The 20,326-nt window shown below is 48.9% G+C and carries 19 protein-coding genes and 1 pseudogene; 3 read left to right on the top strand and 17 right to left on the bottom strand.

The window, feature by feature from the left end; translation table 11 throughout:
* Positions 1–9: 9 nt before the first annotated feature.
* Both HPY28_RS23740 and HPY28_RS23735 read left to right on the top strand, forming a co-directional pair.
* Positions 10–996 carry an ABC transporter ATP-binding protein gene (locus HPY28_RS23740; RefSeq protein ID WP_174231538.1) on the top strand — a complete coding sequence of 329 codons (987 nt, stop codon included), beginning with the start codon at positions 10–12 and terminating at the stop codon, positions 994–996.
* Complete coding sequence (locus tag HPY28_RS23735) at positions 993–1,808, top strand: ABC transporter permease (protein ID WP_017247237.1); 816 nt, start codon at positions 993–995, stop codon at positions 1,806–1,808. The genes HPY28_RS23740 and HPY28_RS23735 overlap by 4 nt, the downstream gene beginning before the upstream one ends.
* A 68-nt stretch (positions 1,809–1,876) precedes the next feature.
* On the opposite strand, the gene HPY28_RS23730 is transcribed toward HPY28_RS23735, so the two are convergent.
* From HPY28_RS23730 to HPY28_RS23690, 9 genes are all read right to left on the bottom strand, one after another.
* Positions 1,877–2,569, bottom strand: coding sequence for a M24 family metallopeptidase (locus HPY28_RS23730; RefSeq protein WP_026042951.1), 693 nt, complete (start codon positions 2,567–2,569; stop codon positions 1,877–1,879).
* A gap of 415 nt (positions 2,570–2,984) precedes the next feature.
* Positions 2,985–3,743: an HAD-IIB family hydrolase gene (locus HPY28_RS23725; RefSeq protein ID WP_017247235.1), complete on the bottom strand. Its 759-nt coding sequence runs from the start codon at positions 3,741–3,743 to the stop codon at positions 2,985–2,987.
* 103 nt (positions 3,744–3,846) lie between these two features.
* The gene (pdxR, locus tag HPY28_RS23720; protein ID WP_017247234.1) at positions 3,847–5,232 is read right to left on the bottom strand and encodes a MocR-like pyridoxine biosynthesis transcription factor PdxR; all 1,386 of its coding nucleotides are present in this window, start codon (positions 5,230–5,232) and stop codon (positions 3,847–3,849) included.
* A gap of 70 nt (positions 5,233–5,302) precedes the next feature.
* Positions 5,303–6,682, bottom strand: a complete 1,380-nt coding sequence (locus tag HPY28_RS23715) for an MFS transporter (protein ID WP_174231537.1) — start codon at positions 6,680–6,682, stop codon at positions 5,303–5,305.
* Between the two features lie 73 nt (positions 6,683–6,755).
* The gene (locus HPY28_RS23710) at positions 6,756–7,346 is read right to left on the bottom strand and encodes a TetR/AcrR family transcriptional regulator (protein ID WP_026042950.1); all 591 of its coding nucleotides are present in this window, start codon (positions 7,344–7,346) and stop codon (positions 6,756–6,758) included.
* 147 nt (positions 7,347–7,493) lie between these two features.
* Positions 7,494–8,522, bottom strand: a complete 1,029-nt coding sequence (locus HPY28_RS23705) for an NADH:flavin oxidoreductase/NADH oxidase (protein WP_174226256.1) — start codon at positions 8,520–8,522, stop codon at positions 7,494–7,496.
* 650 nt (positions 8,523–9,172) lie between these two features.
* Complete coding sequence (locus tag HPY28_RS23700) at positions 9,173–10,276, bottom strand: citrate synthase/methylcitrate synthase (protein ID WP_174231564.1); 1,104 nt, start codon at positions 10,274–10,276, stop codon at positions 9,173–9,175.
* A gap of 99 nt (positions 10,277–10,375) precedes the next feature.
* The gene (locus HPY28_RS23695) at positions 10,376–11,464 is read right to left on the bottom strand and encodes a DUF418 domain-containing protein (protein WP_254613183.1); all 1,089 of its coding nucleotides are present in this window, start codon (positions 11,462–11,464) and stop codon (positions 10,376–10,378) included.
* Positions 11,465–11,561: 97 nt separating this feature from the next.
* Positions 11,562–12,476: a LysR family transcriptional regulator gene (locus HPY28_RS23690; protein ID WP_026042949.1), complete on the bottom strand. Its 915-nt coding sequence runs from the start codon at positions 12,474–12,476 to the stop codon at positions 11,562–11,564.
* 210 nt (positions 12,477–12,686) lie between these two features.
* Here HPY28_RS23690 and HPY28_RS23685 point away from each other — a divergent pair, with 210 nt between their 5' ends.
* Positions 12,687–14,336, top strand: coding sequence for a hypothetical protein (locus HPY28_RS23685; RefSeq protein ID WP_371813539.1), 1,650 nt, complete (start codon positions 12,687–12,689; stop codon positions 14,334–14,336).
* 135 nt (positions 14,337–14,471) lie between these two features.
* On the opposite strand, the gene HPY28_RS23680 is transcribed toward HPY28_RS23685, so the two are convergent.
* The 8 genes and pseudogenes from HPY28_RS23680 to HPY28_RS23650 form a co-directional block, all read right to left on the bottom strand.
* The gene (locus tag HPY28_RS23680; RefSeq protein ID WP_017247226.1) at positions 14,472–14,906 is read right to left on the bottom strand and encodes a metal-dependent hydrolase; all 435 of its coding nucleotides are present in this window, start codon (positions 14,904–14,906) and stop codon (positions 14,472–14,474) included.
* Between the two features lie 89 nt (positions 14,907–14,995).
* Positions 14,996–15,358 carry a cupin domain-containing protein gene (locus tag HPY28_RS23675; protein ID WP_017247225.1) on the bottom strand — a complete coding sequence of 121 codons (363 nt, stop codon included), beginning with the start codon at positions 15,356–15,358 and terminating at the stop codon, positions 14,996–14,998.
* Between the two features lie 157 nt (positions 15,359–15,515).
* A pseudogene (locus HPY28_RS30565) lies at positions 15,516–15,711 on the bottom strand (IS200/IS605 family element RNA-guided endonuclease TnpB); the annotation flags it as partial.
* A gap of 291 nt (positions 15,712–16,002) precedes the next feature.
* A complete protein-coding gene (locus tag HPY28_RS30980; RefSeq protein ID WP_174231536.1) occupies positions 16,003–17,688 on the bottom strand; it encodes a methyl-accepting chemotaxis protein in 1,686 nt (561 codons plus the stop codon).
* A gap of 140 nt (positions 17,689–17,828) precedes the next feature.
* Positions 17,829–18,842 carry an NAD-dependent epimerase/dehydratase family protein gene (locus HPY28_RS23665; RefSeq protein WP_017247223.1) on the bottom strand — a complete coding sequence of 338 codons (1,014 nt, stop codon included), beginning with the start codon at positions 18,840–18,842 and terminating at the stop codon, positions 17,829–17,831.
* Between the two features lie 16 nt (positions 18,843–18,858).
* Positions 18,859–19,440 carry an ATP-dependent Clp endopeptidase proteolytic subunit ClpP gene (clpP, locus tag HPY28_RS23660; RefSeq protein ID WP_017247222.1) on the bottom strand — a complete coding sequence of 194 codons (582 nt, stop codon included), beginning with the start codon at positions 19,438–19,440 and terminating at the stop codon, positions 18,859–18,861.
* Between the two features lie 35 nt (positions 19,441–19,475).
* Positions 19,476–19,733, bottom strand: coding sequence for a hypothetical protein (locus HPY28_RS23655; RefSeq protein ID WP_017247221.1), 258 nt, complete (start codon positions 19,731–19,733; stop codon positions 19,476–19,478).
* On the bottom strand, positions 19,730–20,323 hold the full coding sequence (locus tag HPY28_RS23650) for a winged helix-turn-helix domain-containing protein (protein ID WP_017247220.1): 594 nt from the start codon (positions 20,321–20,323) through the stop codon (positions 19,730–19,732). The genes HPY28_RS23655 and HPY28_RS23650 overlap by 4 nt, the downstream gene beginning before the upstream one ends.
* Positions 20,324–20,326: the final 3 nt, after the last annotated feature.

Below are 20,326 nucleotides of genomic sequence, written 5' to 3'. Positions count from 1 at the left end.
ACAACGATCATGCTGATTGCAGAGAATGTACGGAAGGTATACCGGGTGAAGGAGAAAAAAGGCTGGTTTCGCCAGCAATGGACAGAGGTCGAGGCAGTCACTGATCTGTCCTTTCGCATGGTACCCGGCAAAATCATTGGATTGTTAGGTATTAATGGGGCAGGAAAAACAACAACGATCAAGATGTGCTCCACACTGCTCACCCCAACCAGTGGCACAATCACGGTAGACGGGTACGACGCGGTAAAGGACGATCGGTTCGTCAAAGCCAAGGTCAACATGATCGCAGGAGGCGAGCGCATGCTGTACTGGCGGCTGACAGGGCGGGAAAACCTGCAATACTTCGGTAGTCTGTACGGTTTGCAAGGGCAGGCCTTGCGCGATCGGATCGATTCATTACTCTTGCAGGTTGGCCTGTATGAGGCGGCCAACACCCCAGTGGAGCGTTATTCCAAAGGCATGAAGCAGCGACTACAAATCGCCCGGGGCCTGATCAATGATCCGCACTACCTGTTCCTTGACGAACCGACTCTCGGGTTGGACGCCCCCATTGCCCGGCAGCTTCGCAAGCATGTGAGTGAGCTCGCTTCTCAACATGGAAAAGCCATTCTGCTGACCAGCCACTACATTCATGAGGTAGAAGAGCTTTGCGACGAGGTATACATCATCGATAAAGGAAGGCTCGTGGCGCATGATACACCGGAGCACCTGACCAAATCGCTCCATCTAGATACAGCCTTACAGGTAGTGATCCCCTCTCTCTCCGACTCGCTCGATTACGATCTGCGCCAGCTGGCTCTGGATTATGGCGGCTCACGGGAAATCGCGGAAACAGACGAGCAGACCTGGGAAGTGACTTTACGAGGCAAAACGGATATGACGACGCCATTACTTTCCCTCTTGGCTACCCACCAATCCCCTGTCTTGCGTCTCTCCACGCAACAGCCATCTCTGGAGGACGTCATCCTGCACATGGCAGATCGGAGGGGGGCATGAAACAGCTAGGCAGTCTGCTTTTGGCCGAAATCATCAAGGAGCATCGCCATTCGTTTCACAGCAAAATGATCTACTTCTCGCTCTTGGTCTGGCCCGTTATCAATTTTGTAACCGCGTATTATTCGTTTGCCCCGTTTCGGATGGGAGCTGATTCCCCTCTAGCCCGGTTCATCAGCTACGAGCAGTTGCCGTTGTTCCTGTTGACTGGCTATTTAGGCTATATCTTTTATTGGTGCCTGGTACAGTCGTCATGGCAAATGAGCTTTGAACGACAAGCAGGAACCATGGAAATGATCTTCATCAGCCCGGTCAACCGGCTCGCTTTTCTATACGGGCGTTCGCTTTCCTCACTGATCGAAGGAGTCTGGCTGTTCTTTTGCTTTGTCCTGTTAGCCTTGTTTTTTGTCGATGGCATTCAGCTGAGCGGCTGGTGGGCACCTCCACTCGCCTTCCTCATTTTGCTGGTATCGGCCATTGTCTGGGGCGGCTTTCTCTGTGTACTCTTTCTGTTTTCACGCGATTCGAGCTTTTTGTACACCGTGCTGGATGAGCCGATGCTGATCTTTTCCGGTGTCCGCCTACCCCCGATGGCCTTTCCGGTTTGGGCCAAGGTCATTTCCTTTTGCTTTCCCCTGACCTACGCACTTCAGTTGATTCGTGAGCTGCTGATGGAGGGAGCATCGTTGCAAACACTGCTGCCGAGTATGGGACTGCTAGCCACCGTCTTGCTGGTGCTCGTGACAGCGACCGTCGTGTTGTTGAAGCAAGCGGAGAAGCATATGAAAAAGACCGGGAACATGGTGATGTATTAGTAAGGCAAAGAATAGGTAAATAAAGAACGCCCTTTCCTAATTGGAAAAGGCGTTTTCTTATTTCCCTCTTACTCCACCGTCAACAGCTTCTCTACAAATCCCCCAATTTCTCGTTCCCGATCAATAAAATGAACCTCCAGGATCCAATCGCGCGGGCGTCCGTTATGATCCGGCTCTCTCATTGGCTTGTAATTGTCAGGGTGAATATAGTTGACGATATCCTCCCCTTGAATTATTTCATGCGGGAATTCGCCAATGAGATGCCCTGCGTGCGGACCACCGTACTCCCAGCCGTATGCTTTAGCGCGCTCGCACATGTAGGCAAACAGCTCGCTGCTCGTAATATCCGGCTTGGACAAAAAGTAAGCCTTGCCCTCGTCCCACGCTTTTTCAATATCGTCGCGCAGCTTTTGTTTTACCGGATCATTTCCAAGCACATACGTCCGCCCGAGATCAGCCTCCCAGTCCTCAAAAATGGGCCCGAAATCGAGAAAGACAATATCTTCGGGAGTGACAGTCAAGTTCGGTGGATTTTCTCGGTACGGAAACAGCGTGTTTCTTCCCGCTCGCACAATTCGCTTATGCCAGTATTTCTTGATCCCGAACAATTGAAAGGCCAGCTCGTAAATCTCCTTGTTGATATCCTTTTCCGTCACGCCGCTGCGAATAATGCCCTTCTCTTCGATTGTGGCAAATAAAAACTCCGCTTTGGTCTCTGCTTCGCGCAGTGCCTGATGTCTCTTTTCCAATGATGGATTCATCATGTCATAGCCTCCTAGAAAATGTAGCAACCCGCAGATGGATTTAGAAGAACAAGTGATTGATCCCATTTTTTGTAATTGGGGATGCATGTCTATTCCATAGAAATTTTTGAGCATACCCTAACGTATCCCATCAAAAGGAGTGATCATCATTGAGAAGGAATAAATCCCGCAACAAAGGATTCAAGAAAGTAAATGGTCGTTTGGTGCAGTATTCTACTCCTCGTCATCCTGATCGTGATCCTTATTCTAGACAAAATCCTCCCAGAGAAAGAAGCATGAGATGCAGAGCCTGTTGCTGGGAAGATCCTGATCGGCTGCAAAGTGTATGCGGTTGGTGTTGTGCTGAGATGATCCAATAATCGTTGATGGAAACAAGCGTCCGGATCTCCACCATTCGGACGTTTTTCATCATTCAGTTGTTCGCGCCCAGCTCTCGCAATTTTGCGATAATAGATTGCTCCACATGATCATCCATGGTGATTTTTTCTTTTGCCAGTGAAAGCAGCGGTTCATACTCGCCAATCAATACGGAATAATGCGCTTTTTCAAATAGCGGCAAATCATTCATGTCATTGCCAAAGCAGATGAACGGCTCCCCTGCCACATCGAACCGATTCAGGGCCGCCCATTTATTCACTCCCCGATAAGTGAGGTCGAGAATGCCTTCTGCCGAATGAAAATGCAGCGTAACATCAAGTTCCTTGATTCTCGCCATCAATTCTTCATAACGGTCACACGATAAAATCAGGATTTTCAGCACGGCATTCAGTTGATCTACGTCCACGCGGCTGGCTGTCCGATTGGGATCGATATAGCTCAAAAAAGGATGGGTCGACACACAATTATGTGCGTAATTCCACGAGTCATCGATGAAATACTGCGCGCGATAATCATCGAGAATGCTGATGATTTCATGTGCCAAACGATCCGGGATCGGCACGCAGCCCTGCAAGCTTCCTTGGTGATGCGTCATCGCTCCATTCGCGCCAATGAGGAGATGGTTGGCAAACCGCTCATCGAGGACAGGCAGCATGTCACGACACGGTCTTGCGGAGGCGAAACCCACCGTATGTCCCGCTTGTTCGAGTGCAAGCAGGCTATCCAAAATGTTTGTTGAGATCGGTTGACCCTTGAAGCAGATCGTCCCGTCCATATCAAAAATGAACTTCATTTTTCCCACCCTTTCTAATCGCTGTCCTGTCCATCGTAATGGATAGCCGTCTGGGGCCAAAGGGACAGATCGTTCAAGATGAGTGGGACAGAAAGCTGATCTGTTACTCAAACCAAGCGCTAGCCAACAAGCGAATGCCCTCCTGAATATCGTCGGGGGTCAATGCTCCGTATCCTAACAATACCGTCGGATGCTCCCTTGTATCATGCAGCCAGTATCGGGCAGTTCCGTAGACTTTTACGCCTTTTTGATAGGCACGCTCCATGAGTTCCGCTTCCGTACGCTGACTTTTTACGGTCAAAAATACATGCAGCCCCGTATCCTTCCCTTCTATTTCCACACGTCCGTCCATGTAACGAACGACTGCCTGAAGAAATACCTCTCGCTTTTCCATGTAGTTTTTTCGCATGTGCTGCAAGTGTCTATGCCAATAGCCATCGGACAAATACGTCGCTAGCGTCAACTGGTCCAAGCGGGAAACAGGCTGATCGTATTCAGGCACGCGCTGGTGAAAACGCGATAACAGCTCGTAAGGAAGGACGACGTAGCTGACGTTTACGAGCGGCAGCAATGCTTTGGAGAGCCGCCCAATGTAAACAACCTTTTGGGGAGACAGGCTCTGGATCGAAGGGATGTAGCTCTCTTGATATTTGAACTCCCATTCGTAGTCATCCTCTACCAGATAAGAATGCGATAAGGATTGCGCCCACAGGGTCAATTGGTTTCTTTTCTCCAAAGGCATCGTCATTTTGTTGATGAATTGCTGAGAAGGACTCACGTACATGATGCTTGCCCCGCTTCTCTTCAGCTCATCTATGGAAACACCGTCTGCCTCCAAGGAAATGCCGTGTACACGGTATCCACCGTTGAGAAACGTATTTCTCGCACCATCATAGCCCGGATTTTCTACGCCAATCACATGCTTCTCTCTGTCCAGAAGCTGGACGACAATCGATACCAACTGTTGTGGGGTGGCTCCAATAATGATCTGCTCCGGCGTGGCGAGGACTCCTCTCGTTTCATGCAGCAATTTCGAGAGTTCCTTTCGCAATACGTATTCGCCTTGAGCCAGCCCCTCCACCATATACGTGCGCTGATGGTAGGAGATGAGCTTGTTGCGCAGCTTATTCCATGGATGAAAAGGGAAGGCTCCGAGCTCGATGTTGCCATAGCGAAAGTCATAGTGAATCGACGGTATACGAGAGTCTTCTCGTTCCGCTGCGTACTGCCCAGAAGGAGGTCCTGCTTTGTACGTCACCTGATACCCTTTTTTCGGAATGCTGCTGATGTACCCTTCCGATACTAGTAGCTGATAGGCAACTTCCACCGTGTTTTTGCTGACAGCAAGTGATTGGGCACAGCTTCTGATTGAGGGGAGAAACTCTTCATGCGTGATTTGGTTATGCAATATTTCGTCTTTGATAAAGTGATAGATTTGGATGAACAGTGGTTCTCCCTCTGTAAAACGAATGGAAGAAAGCTCTCGCAACGAACAGGAACCCCCTTCCTTTTTTATTTTAGTCTACCACATATTGTATGAAGCCTGAATGAACAAAGGGTCAGCTATCCGCCAGAAGGCTCTGTCTCTTGGCCCTACCGAACTGAAAGTAGTAGAAGACCATAAGACACACGTGCATCAGGGACATCATCAAATATATATTGCTGTAAATGAAGCCGCTCGTATACGGATTTACCGGGTTCCAATTGGTAGTCGCGCCAAGATCGATAACCTTGCTGTATACCGCAGACGCGATCCCCATGGAAATGAAGCTCAGCATCGAAAAGATTCCCATGCCTACTCCCGCCTGCTCCTTCGTCAACGTCCTCGAGATCGAGTTCGCCATCGAGATTTGCATAAAAGACTGCCCCACATTGCCTAGGATCAAGAAGAGCGCAATGCCGATAACCGAGGTGCTTGTGAAAGTAGACAGCAAGCCAAAGCAGCCAATCAGTAAGCTAGATGCAACGAAATACAGAAAAACATTCCCCCGCCTGTCCGCGAGCCTTCCTCCCACGCGACCAAGCAATGCCGAAGCGATAGCCGCGGGCACCATCACAAAGCCGATCCAGCTCGTCGATAGCTGCTGCACCTGAGCCAAGAGCAGCGGACTGAGATAATAAAGCGATATCCCCATTCCATTGATGAGAAATGCCATCAGAATCCCAACTGTATACTGCTTGTTGGCGAAAACCTTCGGCTGGACAAATGGATCAGCTACCGAACGAATTCGTACAACGAACAGGAGCAAAGTAACCAAACTGCCCAATGCAGACCACCAAGATCCATTCGTTACTCCCAAAAGCAATGACGTCACGCTGATCGCAAGTAGCGAGCCGCCCACCCAATCAAACTTCCCACCAGCCGCTGTCTCCTCATCCTCCAAATATTTGCGGTAGAACGGCAGTGTAAGCAAGATCAGGAGCGGTATGGAAAACAGCCAGCGCCAATGGGCAAAGCTGACGATTAACGCCGCGACCACAGGACCGAGTGCACCGCCAAGAGCCAATCCTACTGCCGTTCTACCTAAAACAGAACCCCTGCGCTCAGGCGGGAAGTATCGCAAAGGAATGAGCATCGCAGTAGCCGGAATGACAGCCGCCCCTACTGCCTGCAAGCATCTACCGAAAAGAGCCATCGCAAAGGAATCGGAGACCAAACCGAAAAACGAACCAGCCGTAAACACCAAGAGTCCAAACGTCAACAAATTCTTGAGCTTGTATCGATCCGCCAGCTTGCCATACGTCACGGTTCCGATCGCGTATAACAATCCATATGCGGTCGATAGCCAGCTCACCTGCGCTATGCTCAATCCAAACTCCTTGCTAATTTCGGGGAGTGCAATGTTAAACACCAGAGCACTCATGGAGGAAATGACCAAGGTAAACATCAAAATCCGGATTAATATGTCCCTGTTTTGCTGCGTTTTTGTCGCTTCCATGCCGCATCTTTCCCTTCGCTTTTTATTCGTAGTTTGACTGTCAGTACTGACTGACATTTGGGTGATAAAAAAACTAGGGAGTCAAACCCCTAGCGAAAACCTCTACACTCTCTTCGATAAATGCCTCCAGAGATACCCCTGAAAAATTGCTAGTGCCATCCAGATCGTTCAAAAACGCCCCGAAATTCATGACCATGAAGGCAGTCGCCTGTGCCTCCGGATTCGTTTGGATCATCTTGCCCTTTTTGCCCATCTCTTTGAAGTAATCTGTAAACAGTACCATCAACTGTCGCGGGTGCTTTTGGGTCCGCTCGCGGAATCCAGGCAAATGGGCCTCATCCTTAATACTAATCAAAATCATTTTCCGATTGCGGTTCATCATTTCGTGATATGTTCGGCTGATTAAAAGCAAATCCTCGCGCAAATCCCACACAAGCTTCTCCGCGAAAAGCTGTGTCAGCCCTTCCGTGTAATGAAAACGGTCAAAGGCGCACTCAAGCAAATTCCGCTTGCTGCCGAAGTGGCGAAACAACGTCTTCTCGCTCAATCCTGCCACAGTGGCAATTTCTTGCGTGGTTACGCCGTTGTAGCCTCTTTCCGCGATGAGATCGATTGCGGCTATCATCAGTTTTTCGCTGCTTGTAAGACTTTTGCTGCTGCTCATTGCGATCCTCATTCCCGGAAGTGATTGTCAGTACTGACTGACATTTATAGTAAACGGACTGTCAAAAAGTGTCAAGAACTCACGGTAAAAAAGGGCTCTCCTCCGACTCATTCAGTCGAAAGGAAAGCCCCTTGCTCTTTTACTCGATTAAAACGCTCTTGAATATTGCTTCGGTGGCTGCAACTCATCCGCCGACAGCTCATGAATCGCATGCAGTGCCCAATAAGGATCACGCAGCATGCCGCGTCCGACTGCTACCAAATCCGTATCGCCATTGCCAATTGATGCTTCCGCCACTTTTGGATCATCGAGATTGCCGACTGCAATAACTGGTACATCCAGTGCCTGCTTAATTGCGCGTGCCAATGGTACTTGATAGCCAGGATGAACACCTGGACGGCCTGCTGAACCAATCGGTCCTTCCCCGCCGCTGGATAGATGGAAAATATCCACGCCTGCTTCCTTGTAACGGCGGCACAGCTCTGTGCTGTAATCCAGCCCATATCCACCATCCACGTACTCTACGGCAGAAACGCGCATGATCAGCGGCATGTCAGCTGGCATGACCTCTTTGATCGCCTGAATAATTTCCACGCCAAACAGCGCTTTATCCCGCCCGTACTCATCGTCTCGCTGATTTGTCAAAGGGGAGTGGAACTGATGTATCAAGTATCCGTGCGCACCGTGGATTTCAATGGTGTCAAACCCGGCTTCCACTGCACGTTTCGCTGAGTCCTGGAACTTGACGACCATTTGCTTGACTTCTTCTGTCGTCAACGCCCGTGGTGTTTTGTAGCGCGCCCCTGGGAAAGCAATCGCAGACGCCGATACAGGCACTTCTGCGTCTTCCGCTTTGCGGCCCGCATGAGCAATCTGAATGCCAATTTTGGCCCCATACTTATGAACCTCGGAGACGATTCGTCCATACGCCGGAATCTGTTCGTCAGACCATAAGCCCAAATCGCCGTTGGAAATTCTGCCATCAGGCTCGACATCGGTCATTTCCACGATAATCAGACCTGTTCCGCCTACTGCACGAGAAACGTAATGAACAAAATGCCAGTCCGTTGGTGTTCCATCGTGTGCATCCACAGAGTATTGGCACATCGGCGGCATGACAATCCGATTTTTCAAGCTAAGTCCTTTAAACTGAAACGGGGTAGACAACAACGCCATTTGCTCCACTCCTTACTTTTTTTTATTATCATGCCAAAAGTAAGCATCTTCTGCAATCCCAAGTTGCACTTTGTGAAGACGATATCATGCTTTGTCCGGCTGTTGTGGTGGGGAGGAAACAGGAGAAAACGCTCAGATTCTTGTCCCACCCGCTGAGGGATTCACTGCCCGCCTCCATGCAAAAAGCGAAACCGCGTCCAAAGTAGTTCTTTCAGGATGTTTTTCAGAGGTGGACGCTTAAGAGCGTGTTTCGCTTTTTGCATTCCGTCTCGGTCGGTGTACCAAAGATCTTCGCTTATTTCTCCTGTTTCCTCTACGAGCTTTCCGTGTGATCCGATTTTTTAATGACTTAAAAGAGATGGAAGAACCTCATCAGTAACGCCAGAGAAGAATATTTCCAGGCGTAGCGACTTGTGGAGTCCTACCGAGCGGAGAAGGGATTTGCGGGCAACAGAAACGCAACCACGCGACGAAGCGGCTACCACTTTTGCGTTTCCCCGCAAATCCCTTCGGAGCGGGCAGTCTAATCCCCCCAGTGGGACGGAGCCTGGAGCCTAGACTGGAAATATTCTTCTCCCCACCGCAGCCACATCCATAACACGAAAAAAAGCTACCCGCATAACGGATAGCTTTCATGATTCACGTCTCGATTATTCTGGCATCGTGCCAATGTAATTGGATTGCGGGCGAATAATGCGGTTTTTGCCTGCCTGCTCCAGAATGTGCGCACTCCAACCAACTACACGGCTCACGGCAAATGTTGGTGTAAACAAATTGTCGTCCAAGCCCACCGCACGCATCACAGCTGCGGCAAAAAACTCTACGTTTGTATTCAGCTTGCGGCCTGGTTTGTACTCTTCCAGCAGTTGCAAGCCTACTTTCTCTACGTGTGTTGCCAGATCGAACCACGGATCGTTGGACGACAGCTCGGATGCAACAACGCGCAGAGCCGTTGCTCGCGGATCAACCGTTTTATAGACGCGGTGTCCGAAGCCCATCAAGCGTCCGCCGCTCTCCAGCTTGTTGCGCAGCCACGGCTCTGCATTTTCCTTCGTGCCGATAGCCTCGATCATCTCCGTCACTTCAGATGGCGCTCCGCCGTGCAAAGGACCTTTCAAGGTGCCGATTGCTGCCGTAATGGAAGAAATCAGATCGGATTCGGTCGAGCTGACGACACGACCGGAGAATGTGGATGCATTCATGCCATGCTCCTGCGTCAAAATCAGGTACGCATCCAGTGCACGTACGTGTGCCGCTTTCGGCTTTTCACCCTTGAGCATATACAGATAGTTCGCTGTATGATCCAGCTCCTGATTCGGTGCCAACGGCTCGCGGCCCTCCAGACAAGCGAAGCGATACGCAACGATTGTCGGCATCTTGGCAGCCAGCGCAATCACCTCATCGATGGTCGGCGGGAAGCCGTGCGAAGAACTGCCCAGGGCCGAAACACCTGTACGCAGTACACTCATCATATCTACATCTGCCGGGATCAGCTTCAGGATTCCCTTTACGTGCTCCGGCAGCTCACGGTTTGCTTTGAGCTTATCTTTTAAATTAATCAACTCCTGCTCGCTAGGCAAATGTCCGAACCAGAGCAGGTGTGCCACTTCCTCAAATGTGTGATGGATAGCCAAATCACGCGCCCAATGACCGCGGTACACCAGCAGTCCATTAATCCCATCCACCAAACTAAGGTCTGTTTCTGCTACGGCGATACCATCCAAGCCGATAGCCAAAGGATGTTGTTTTGTCATCATCACCACTCCATTTTCGTCTCTTTTCTCTTCAGTATAATCGATTCATAATCGTGAAGGGAAATAGAAGAAAACCGTAGTTTTGATCACGTTTTACAATTAGTTAGTAGGAGCTGGAATTGACTTCTTTTTACGTCCGTACGTCAGGAAGCGCCATAGCTTTTCCATCGGCCCTCGATTAAAACGCTTCAGCCACAGCCAGCTTACGAGTAATTGAAACGCATAGATCGGCAGCGCAAGCAAAAACCAAGAAGAAAGCGGCATTGCCGTAATACCGAACAAAGGAATCAGAATGGTCATGATGACGGTCTGACCCAAATAAGTCGTTAACCCCATTTGTCCCGTGTAGGCAAATGGCTGGAGAACCTTCCGTACCGGCTCACGATCCAACAACAGAAACAAGCTGGCTATCAAACACATCGCCAAAGGCAGCGTACTCAGATCAACCAATATTTTATTCGCCTGTTCAAGCTTTGGACCAAAGCCGACACCGCTAGCCCAAACAATCCCTGCTGCGATCGGAAGACTGATTACAAGAGTAGTAGCAGCGATTCGTTTCAACAACGGCTTATGCTCGCGAATTTGAGCAATCAAACCGCGTTTTCCCGCATACAAACCAAACAGGAACATCACGAAAATCGGTATCATTGTCGACTGTAATGATGCGATAAACGGATAGACTTCTTGACCATTGAGCGTCTGTACGAGCGCCACACCTTGAGTGAGCATGTACACTCCGCCCAAACTGGCTGCCCAAGCCAGAATCGTAGAAGACTTTCTTCGATAAAAAGGCATCAGTAAAAAGCCAAGCAATGCGTACACCGTCAAAATATCGCCAAACCACAAAATGACGTGAATCACACCAATGAAAAACATCGCGAACAACCGTCTGCTGAAGAGACGAAATACTTTTTGTCCACGCTGTTCAGCCCGTGACATAAAAATGTAAAAACCTAAGCCAAATAGAAACGAAAAGATCCCGAAAAATTTCGTCTGAATGAATAAATCATAGCTTAAGCGAATCCATGCATCGATCCCTGCCTCTATTGGCATACGAACGTCTTCCGAATACATGATAAAGCCCGGCAAGTTCACCAGCAAAATCCCGAACAAAGCCAATCCTCTTACAATATCAATAGAATAAATCCGATCCTTCTGTGCGATTGGTTCAGCCTGCATATTCGTCATTCCCCCCTGCTGTCATCTAGCAGGGTTCAGTATAGGTTACATATACTGGTCAAAACTATCGATTCACCTTACATCTACCTTACAGGCTTGTTATCTTTTATGTCCGTCCCCCCGACTGAACAAGTGGCATCGGTGGATACAAAGACTGCAAGATATCTATAAAATGCTGCGCTGGCTCGCTAATCCCTGCTTTGGGCACCAGCAAATAGGAAGCAACCTTCGGCAAAACAAGGCCAGGTGTAGGCAGTTCAATAAAACGGTTTTCAAACAAATCCCGATCGACAGCCGTCCGAGGCAAAAAGGAAACGCCCAATCCATCCTCGATGAATCGCTTTGTAATGTCTACCTGCGAAACAGCCATTGTACGCAAAGAAAGCCCCCTCTGACGCAAAAGCAACAGCACCTCATCCCAATAACCCGGGTGATTGTGGGTCAGCAGACGGTTCGCTTGCACCTCTTGCTCCCAATCAGGCAAGGGCGCCTCCATATCTCCGCCACTGTGAGGGACTGCAAAAACGACAGGATCTTCGTACAAAAGATAAGTAGACAACTGGAATTCTCCCGGCACCATCCGGGTTAAGCCCAGATCAGCTTGTCCATTTTGAACCAGCGGGCCAATTTCCACGGAGTCGACAATTTTAATCGAGATATCTACATCGGGATACAGCTTGGTGTAACGGTGCAGCAAATGAGAAAAACGAGCACGGGCAATAATCGGTGAAACAGCCAGTTGCAGCTTTTCCCGATAGCCCTGTCTCCAAGCCTGCAAATCCTCCATACTGTTATGCCACTGTTGAAGGAGTCCTTTTGCATGTGGCAGGTAGCGTTTGCCCGCAGCCGTTAACCGAACGCGTTTGCCAACCCGTTCAAACAGCTTGATCCCCAATTCCTTTTCCAATTGTCGTATATGCTGGCTGACAGTAGGCTGCGCAATGAACAACGCTTCTGCTGTCTGGTGAAAATTTTCTGTCGTGGCCGCCACCATAAACGTTTGCAGCACGCGAAAATCCACGTGATCTCCCCCCTGCTGTCGCTTTTTCTTTGTTCTATATGCATACAAAAGAATGAAGAATGCAACCATTTGGGTCTTTCTTCCTCTTTTTTGAAGAATTTTACTGGAAATCCTTCCCCTTCATCCTCCTTATGGTACAATACAAAATCGAGTGCGCAAAATCATTACGCACATCGTACTCACCAAAGAGAGAGCAAAAAGGGGAGAGAAATGATGGAAACTGCAACAAACGTGAACCCACCGCGCAAAAGCAAGAAAAAAGTATGGTTGATCGCGGGGGCAGCGGCTGTCGTTGTGTTGGGTGGATTAGGTACCGCCTATGCCAAATACGATTTGTTTAAGAGCGCTAAAACGATTTACCTGCAAGCGGAAGCAGAGAGCATGATGAAGTTTTCAAGCGACGTATCCAAAGCTTACGGGGAATACCAAGACTACATGAAGCCATACCTGGAAAAACCAGTTCACTCCACTGCTGAGGTGAGTGAAATTGCCCTAGATGCAACGATCCCAGACCCGGAAGCACAAAAAATTCTCGACATGCTGGGCAAAGCGAAGCTCGTGATGCAAAGCAACATCGATGAACAGAAAAATCAGCAATCAGGTAACCTGGAAGTTCACCTTCAAGATAAAAAGCTGGCTACTCTTGAGTACTTCATGAATGATTCCGTGATGGGCTTCAAGCTGCCAGAGTTTTACTCGAAATACGCTTATATGGACCTGAAAGATAGCGATGCTCTTAAGGAAAAGATGGGCGAAGAACTGCCAAAACGCATTGTAAGCTATAGCGATTTGTATGAAGCGATCAATTTTAATCAAGATGAACTCAAAACAGTAATGACTCCGTATGCCGTGCTGTATGCTGACAGCATCAAAGACAGCCAGGTAAGCATCAAAAAAGGTGTTCCTTTCTCCGAAGAAGGACTCAAGGAAGATGCACGTGAGATCACGATTACTTTTAATGACGCAGAAGGCGCGGCTCTGGCGAAGCAAATCGCAGAGAAGGCAAAAGCTGACCAAAAGTTGTTTGACCTGATCTACAGTCGCTACCACAATGTGGCTACACTGATGCTCGACAGCGGCTACAAAGTAGAAGAAATTAGCAAAGAAGAATTCAAGAAAAATTACGAGCAAGCCTTTGATGACATCATCAAGGACACACAAGACACCGACACGAAATCAACCGATCAATTGAGAATGGTCGTACTCGTGGACGGCGACCATCAAATCTTGTCCCGCAAGCTCTTGTTCGATGACAAAGAGAAAAAAGATCAGCTGGTCTACAGCAGTGTTTCCTACGATAAAGGTGCAGAAACGTACTACCGTTACTCCCTGCACAACCTGTCTGATCTGCAAAGTGGCGAAATGTCCTTCACCTACAGAGCGACAGAAGAAAAAGACAAGACAAAGGGCAAGTTCAGCATCCTGGCGAAAGAGACCGACCAGCCAATTCTGGACTTCTCGACTACTTTCGAGACAACCAAGCAAGACAAGAAAAAAACCGGAAAGTATGACTTTGCACTCGTAGCAGCAGACGAATATTCCTCCAACCCTGTTGCTCTGACCGGTAATGTTACCGTGAACGAGACGAAGACGGACAATGGTGTAGATTCTGATGGCACGGTAAAAGTGAACTTCTCGAACCCTACTCCAGATATGCCAAAAGGCTTTAGCTTCAAGCTGAAGTCCAAAGCAGAATTCGGCAAAGCACTGGAAATTCCAGCTATGACTGCTGACAACTCCATCAACTTCGCTACTGTGACTGACCAACAAATGATGGAAGCACAACAAGAGGTCATGCAAAACGCAGAAAAATTCATGACTGAAAACGCTGAACTCGTGCAACAGTTCATGATGCCTTAGTTGTTTCGTGATAAGAAGAATCTGCTCATAATCATTACTGGCAAGCTGGCATCGGTCCTAAACCGGTGTCAGCTTTTTTGTTCTAATGAAAAAGGACCTCCTGAAGGGAAGTCCTTTTTTCATTGTCCATTCTTCTTACTGATAACCTCTGATCACGATATACACAATCGCTACATAAAACACGATTCGATCCACAGTCCGATACATCGATTTGGACACCCGAATACCGAGCCATCCCACTCGTAACGGCCACAATAACTGAATGCGGCCCACCAGCATATCGCTGATCAGATGGGACAATATCCCCCACAGAGCTGCCATTGCGGCCGGAGAATCACCGAATAGCAGAAATGGAAGGAACAATATTACCCATGAGTGTGTCACTGTTCGATGACCGAATCCTTTTTGCAGCATTTTGGATACAGGTCCCATCAAGTTTCCGAGCTTGCTATTTGCCTGATCGATATCAGGTACGAGTGCCATTGTCGCGCCAATGACGCTGCCCTTCCATGAAGGATAGGCGCAGTAGCCTGCGATGGCACCAAGTGCCATATGTGTTTTCCAATTCATTCGCCTTTCACACCGTCTTTCTAAGATAGTCTAATGAGCTTATGTACGGTTGGTGGAATGGCAAACCAATACCTTCATACATACGGATGCTACGTCTCCAACAAGGACATAAAGCTCTCCGGATCGAGTCCATCTCCTTCGATCACGATTGCCGTCATTCCGGTTTCACTGCCTGATTCGTGCCCTTCTCCTATGATCCAAAATGCCGCCTGACCACTCTGGATCGGGATACGCTCTGTACCTTCTCCACGTACCCAGCCTTCTCCACTCACGACAAGGAAGAGTTGAGGACAAGGTGCCGGATGATAGCCAACAATCCCGCCTGCCTCCAAATGGATACACCCAATCGAAACTGAATCAGGTGTGCGCAAGACACGAGAAATCGTCGCATGGACGGAATTATAGCGATCAATCGTTTTGCCTACTTGCTGATCAAATCGGAATCGTTTCATACTTTCGCCTCCGCTTTTTGACATGTAAGCCTTATCATAGCGCAACTAGAGGCGCTGTGACAGACTCATCTCCTACGATTACTGCCGAAACCATATATTTTGGTAGTCGACAAGACCAAAATGGTAAGCAGAAATATCCCCAGTCGGATTCCTTCGTAATGTTTGCATTCGCATGCTTCGTCGTACAAGTCTGGATTTTATTCTTCTTACTTTTGAAACGCGGTGCTTCATTTTGTTTTTTGAAAAATCGGGTGAATGCATCTGCGAGGTTTTGGAGGGAGGATTGAAGGACGGTGCTATCTATCTCTTGGACAGGGCAGTTCCTTTTTTAACAGTGGCAGTTGAACCCCACAGAAGGAGTTTATCATAACAGGAACGTATGTTCTACAAAAATATTGAGAAATTTAACTAAAAAAGCAACAAAGCACTTACCTCTCGGGGCAGATTTATCCCCCACTTTCGCCAAGCTAGGCAAGGCTTAGCAGTGGGCGTATTCTCGGCTGTTATGATTCACCATATGCGATTCTATACGCCTGTTGACAAAGCAGGGTCGAGAGCAGGAATCGTGTGGAAATTAGCGTAAACGAAAAACACCCCTCAGAATCTTTCTCTCGATTCTAAGGGGTGTATCTTGTGGTGAAGCTTTATACCTTGAAATGGCCTATCAGTTTTTCCAAATCATCGGCGAGGCTCGCCAGCGATGCAGCCGAGGCGTGAATTTCCTCCATGGAAGCCAGCTGTTCTTCTGTAGCAGACGAGACTCCCACCGAGAGAGAGACTGCCGATTGCGCTACAGTGGCGATCATCTGCATCGATTGTCCGACCTTGCCTGTACTTTCTGTCAGGGTATGTGCAGCAGTCGATACTTCTTGAATTTCATTCGTCACGCCTACAACTGCATCGCGAATTTGAGAGAACGCTTCTCCTGCTCTTGCGACGCCACCCATCCCATCTGATACTTCTTGAGAACCTTTTTCCATCGTGAGGACTGCTTCGTTCGTCTCCATCTGGATCGACGCTACCAGCTGGGAAATTTCTTGTGCTGATGCAGATGCTTGCTCCGCTAGCTTTCGCACTTCATCAGCCACGACAGCAAAGCCCCTACCATGCTCACCCGCCCTCGCCGCTTCGATAGCGGCATTCAATGCCAAGAGATTCGTTTGACCTGAAATTTGCGTAATGACTTCGACGATTTGGCCGATTTGTTGGGAGCGTTTTCCTAAACCACCTACCAGTGTAGTCAAATGCTCCATAGTTTCTCCGATCCCGTCCATCTGGGAAACCGACAACTGGATGGTTCGATCCCCTTCTGTCGCCAGCTCTGAGGTACTTGCAGCCGCAGCAGACACGCTTTGCGCACGTGCTGCAATTTTTTCAATTCCTGCTGAAATTTCTTCGACTTCCTGCTGACTCTCCTCTACGTTTTGGGATTGCCTGTCCGTTCCTTCCGTCATTTCCTGGATCGTGATGGCGATCTGTTCCGTAGCTTGGCTCGTTTGCTTCGAGCTCGCTGTCAGTTGTTCAGCTGCGGCTGCAACCTGCTGGGCATGCTCGCGAACCTGAGAAATCAACTCTCGTAAATTGACTAGCATCCGGTTGAATGATCCTGCCAACTGTCCAATCTCGTCTTTTGAAAAGACGGTCAACTCTTGCCTCAAATCTCCTTTTCCGTCAGCGATATCATGGAGCTGTTTGTTCACCCGATGCAGCGGTGCCACAATCGAGCGAATCAGAAGACCCCCAACCACAATCGCAACGAGAATTCCCACTACATTAAAAAACAACTGAATCATGGCCGAAATTCCTTCGTTCTCCGCCAGCTCCTGTTGATCTACCTTGATTTCATTACGCACCTCTTCAACCAATCCACTCACAACCGAATCCATTTCTTTTCTCGCTTGCCGTTCCTGACCGAAATGATGAGAGATGGCTTCTTCACGTAATCCTTTATCCAGTGCCTCTACCACTTTATCGCTTGACTCCAGATAGGAATTATATAGTCTCTTTGCCTCCCCCATTTCTTCAAGATGGTGAGAAGACTCAAGAGAACTGTTCATTTTGGCAAACAGGCTGTCCACCTTTGCTGCCTTTTCCTTCAATTCCGTCCGAAATTCTTCATCGCCCGTTAACAAATAGGCTCGTTCGTCATTATTTCGACCCGTCATGATAAACTGCATTTCTCGCAGGTCTGTCAATAATTCTTCCTCTTCGATAATTTTTGTATAGGATGCCTTCATTGCTAGCATTTGCACGTACATATACGTACCTGAACCGAACATGACTGCCAATATGATACCAAAAGCCAGGATGATTTTTGTTCTGATTTTCACAAGGTGAGCCTCCCGTCATTTGCTACTCTTGTTCATACCCAGCTCCTCCTTCCTTCAAACACTTTGATGTGCAAACAAAAAACCGCCAGATACCATCCTGACGGTTCAAACAGACTATGCACGAAACTCCCTGCTACATACTAGACACCGAGCTTCGCGAGCAGTTTATCCTCTATTATATAGTTGTTTTCTTGCAACATGTTTTCAGGTGGATGGTCAAGCCCCCATGCAATCGTACGTCGCATAGACTCCTCTGCGGTGGCTTGTTCCGTATACCCTAGCTCTCGCCTGATTTTTGCTGAATCCAGCTGAACATGCTGCTTCGATTCGATCTGCGGAACCCACTCATTTGGCAACTCAGTAGAAGGCGCTGTAATCACTTTGCCATTCCAACCGTAAACGCTGCCGATTCGTTCAATCCACGCTCGCATCGATAAGCATTGCTCTTCTGCTACATGGTAAATCTGATTTTTTGCTCGATCGTCGGTAGCCACCAGACAAATGGCATGCGCGATGTCTTCTACGTAGCTGCGTGCCCAACGCCAAGAAGCAAAGCTTTCTTCGAGCAAAATAAACGGACGTCCATCACGCATCTGCTGAAGGTACGGATAGACGCGATGCTGGTAATCATGCGGGCCATACACCATCGGCAGGCGCAAAATCGTGCCCGGTAGACTCTGTTGCCCCATCACGGCTCCCTCCACGAGTACCTTGTCATAGTATTCGCGATCTGGTCTGGCCCCTCGGAACGGATAGCGCTTCTCGCAAAGTGGAGACTGCTCCGTAAGCGGCTCAGTCGTAATCGGACCGGACTCGATCTTATTCACCCGTCCGAACGCCTGATACACGTCACAGCTGCTGATCGCTACGACACGACCTGCTATATCCTGAAACGTTTCTATCAGCAGGCGGGCATCTGCTTCTGTGTACGGAAATAGATCAATAACGACATCAGGTGCAAAGGAGCGAAAAGTCTCCCGGTATTCACCCAGGCGGGCACGATCTCCCGTAATAGAGACGACACCTTGTGGTAGAGAGGCTGCGCCGAGGGAAAGCCCCCTATTACATACAGCAACCTCATGACCTGCTTCTGCCAAGCGCTTCACTGCATGTGGACCGATAAAACGCGTTCCCCCCAAAAATAGGATCTTCACCCCGGCACCTCCAGCTCTACAATTTTTCGATCACTTTATCAATCAATCCGTATTCGAGCGCCTCTGCGGCGGTAAGGAAATAGTCGCGGTCTGCATCTTTTTCGATTTGCTCGACTGTCTTTCCCGTGCGCTCCGCGATGATCGTATACAGCATGTTGCGATGTCGCATGATACGGTCTGCTGCGATCTTGATATCGCTCGCCTGTCCTTGACTGCCTCCCCACGGCTGGTGGAGCATGACTTCTGCATTAGGCAGCGCATACCGTTTGCCCGGCGCTCCTGCTACGAGAAGCATCGCGCCCATAGACGCTGCCATCCCCGTGCAGATCGTGGACACCTCAGGTGCTACGAATTTCATGGTATCGATAATCGCCATCCCTGCTGTGACAGAGCCTCCTGGTGAATTGATATAAAGGTGAATGTCTTTTTTCGGGTCTTCTGCTGCCAGGAACAGCAGCTGAGCTACCACTGCATTGGCTACCTGATCATCGATGGCACTGCCGAGAAAAATGATGCGATCCTTTAACAACCGGGAGTAAATGTCATAAGACCTCTCTCCATAACTCGTTTGCTCGACTACTACCGGAATGAGATTCATGAAAAACCCTCCTTCGCTTGTTTACGCTTGAGTTTTTACGCGGCCATACGCATGCTGGTTGCTTGTGGCATTGCCACTGATTTTTTGTTAAATCCAGATGAAACCTGCGTCACCACTGCGGGATTACTCACCGGACCTACTGACCATGTCTGAACAGCTGCTTCTCTTTCGACCGCAACCCCATTTCCGCTTCGGGCTGGCATGACAATAACCTGATCAGCTTGTGGCTGGATACGATTTTCCCAAATGACTACGGGTTTGGACTTGTTAGACTCTGTCACTTGTGCCTTCATGCCTCGTCTCCTCCTTGTTTTGGATAAACCGCGAGAACGACCTGATACGTCTCTTGTCCCTTTTCTTTTGGCTGATACTTTGCCACAAGCTGATTCACCAGCTGGACGTACTCCTCTACAAAAGCACTGCGCTGTTCCGCACTGGCAAGTTGAATACTCGCGTTCAGTGAGGCACTTGGAACCTCCACCTCTTGATCGGAACGCTCCAGCAAGAGCATGGCATCCCGCTTGATCCGTTCTGCTGTCTGGACCAGATGAGACAACGATCCTTGATCCTTCATTTGCTGAATGGTATCGTTGCCCCAGTTCAGTCCTTCCGAGAGCACATACGTCCGCGCAATCGCCAAATAAAGTACCTCGACAAGATTGCGAACTTGTCGACTTCCTACCCGTCTGACCAATCCGACCTTTTCCAAGGCCTTCAAGTGATAATTGACACGCTGCGGGATTTCATTGATACCACGTGCGACTTCTGCTGCTGAAGCAGGCTCTGCCAAACGGCTTAATATCTCGGCACGGAGCGGGTTCAATAAGGCCATCGCCTGTTCCGGCTTCTCGACTACATATGTTTCCAGTTGTTCGTGCGCCACAAC

This window comes from Brevibacillus sp. HB1.2 (genome assembly GCF_013332495.1).
GTDB classification, from domain to species: Bacteria; Bacillota; Bacilli; order Brevibacillales; family Brevibacillaceae; genus Brevibacillus; species Brevibacillus porteri.
This window is presented reverse-complemented; position numbering and strand designations above follow the sequence as displayed.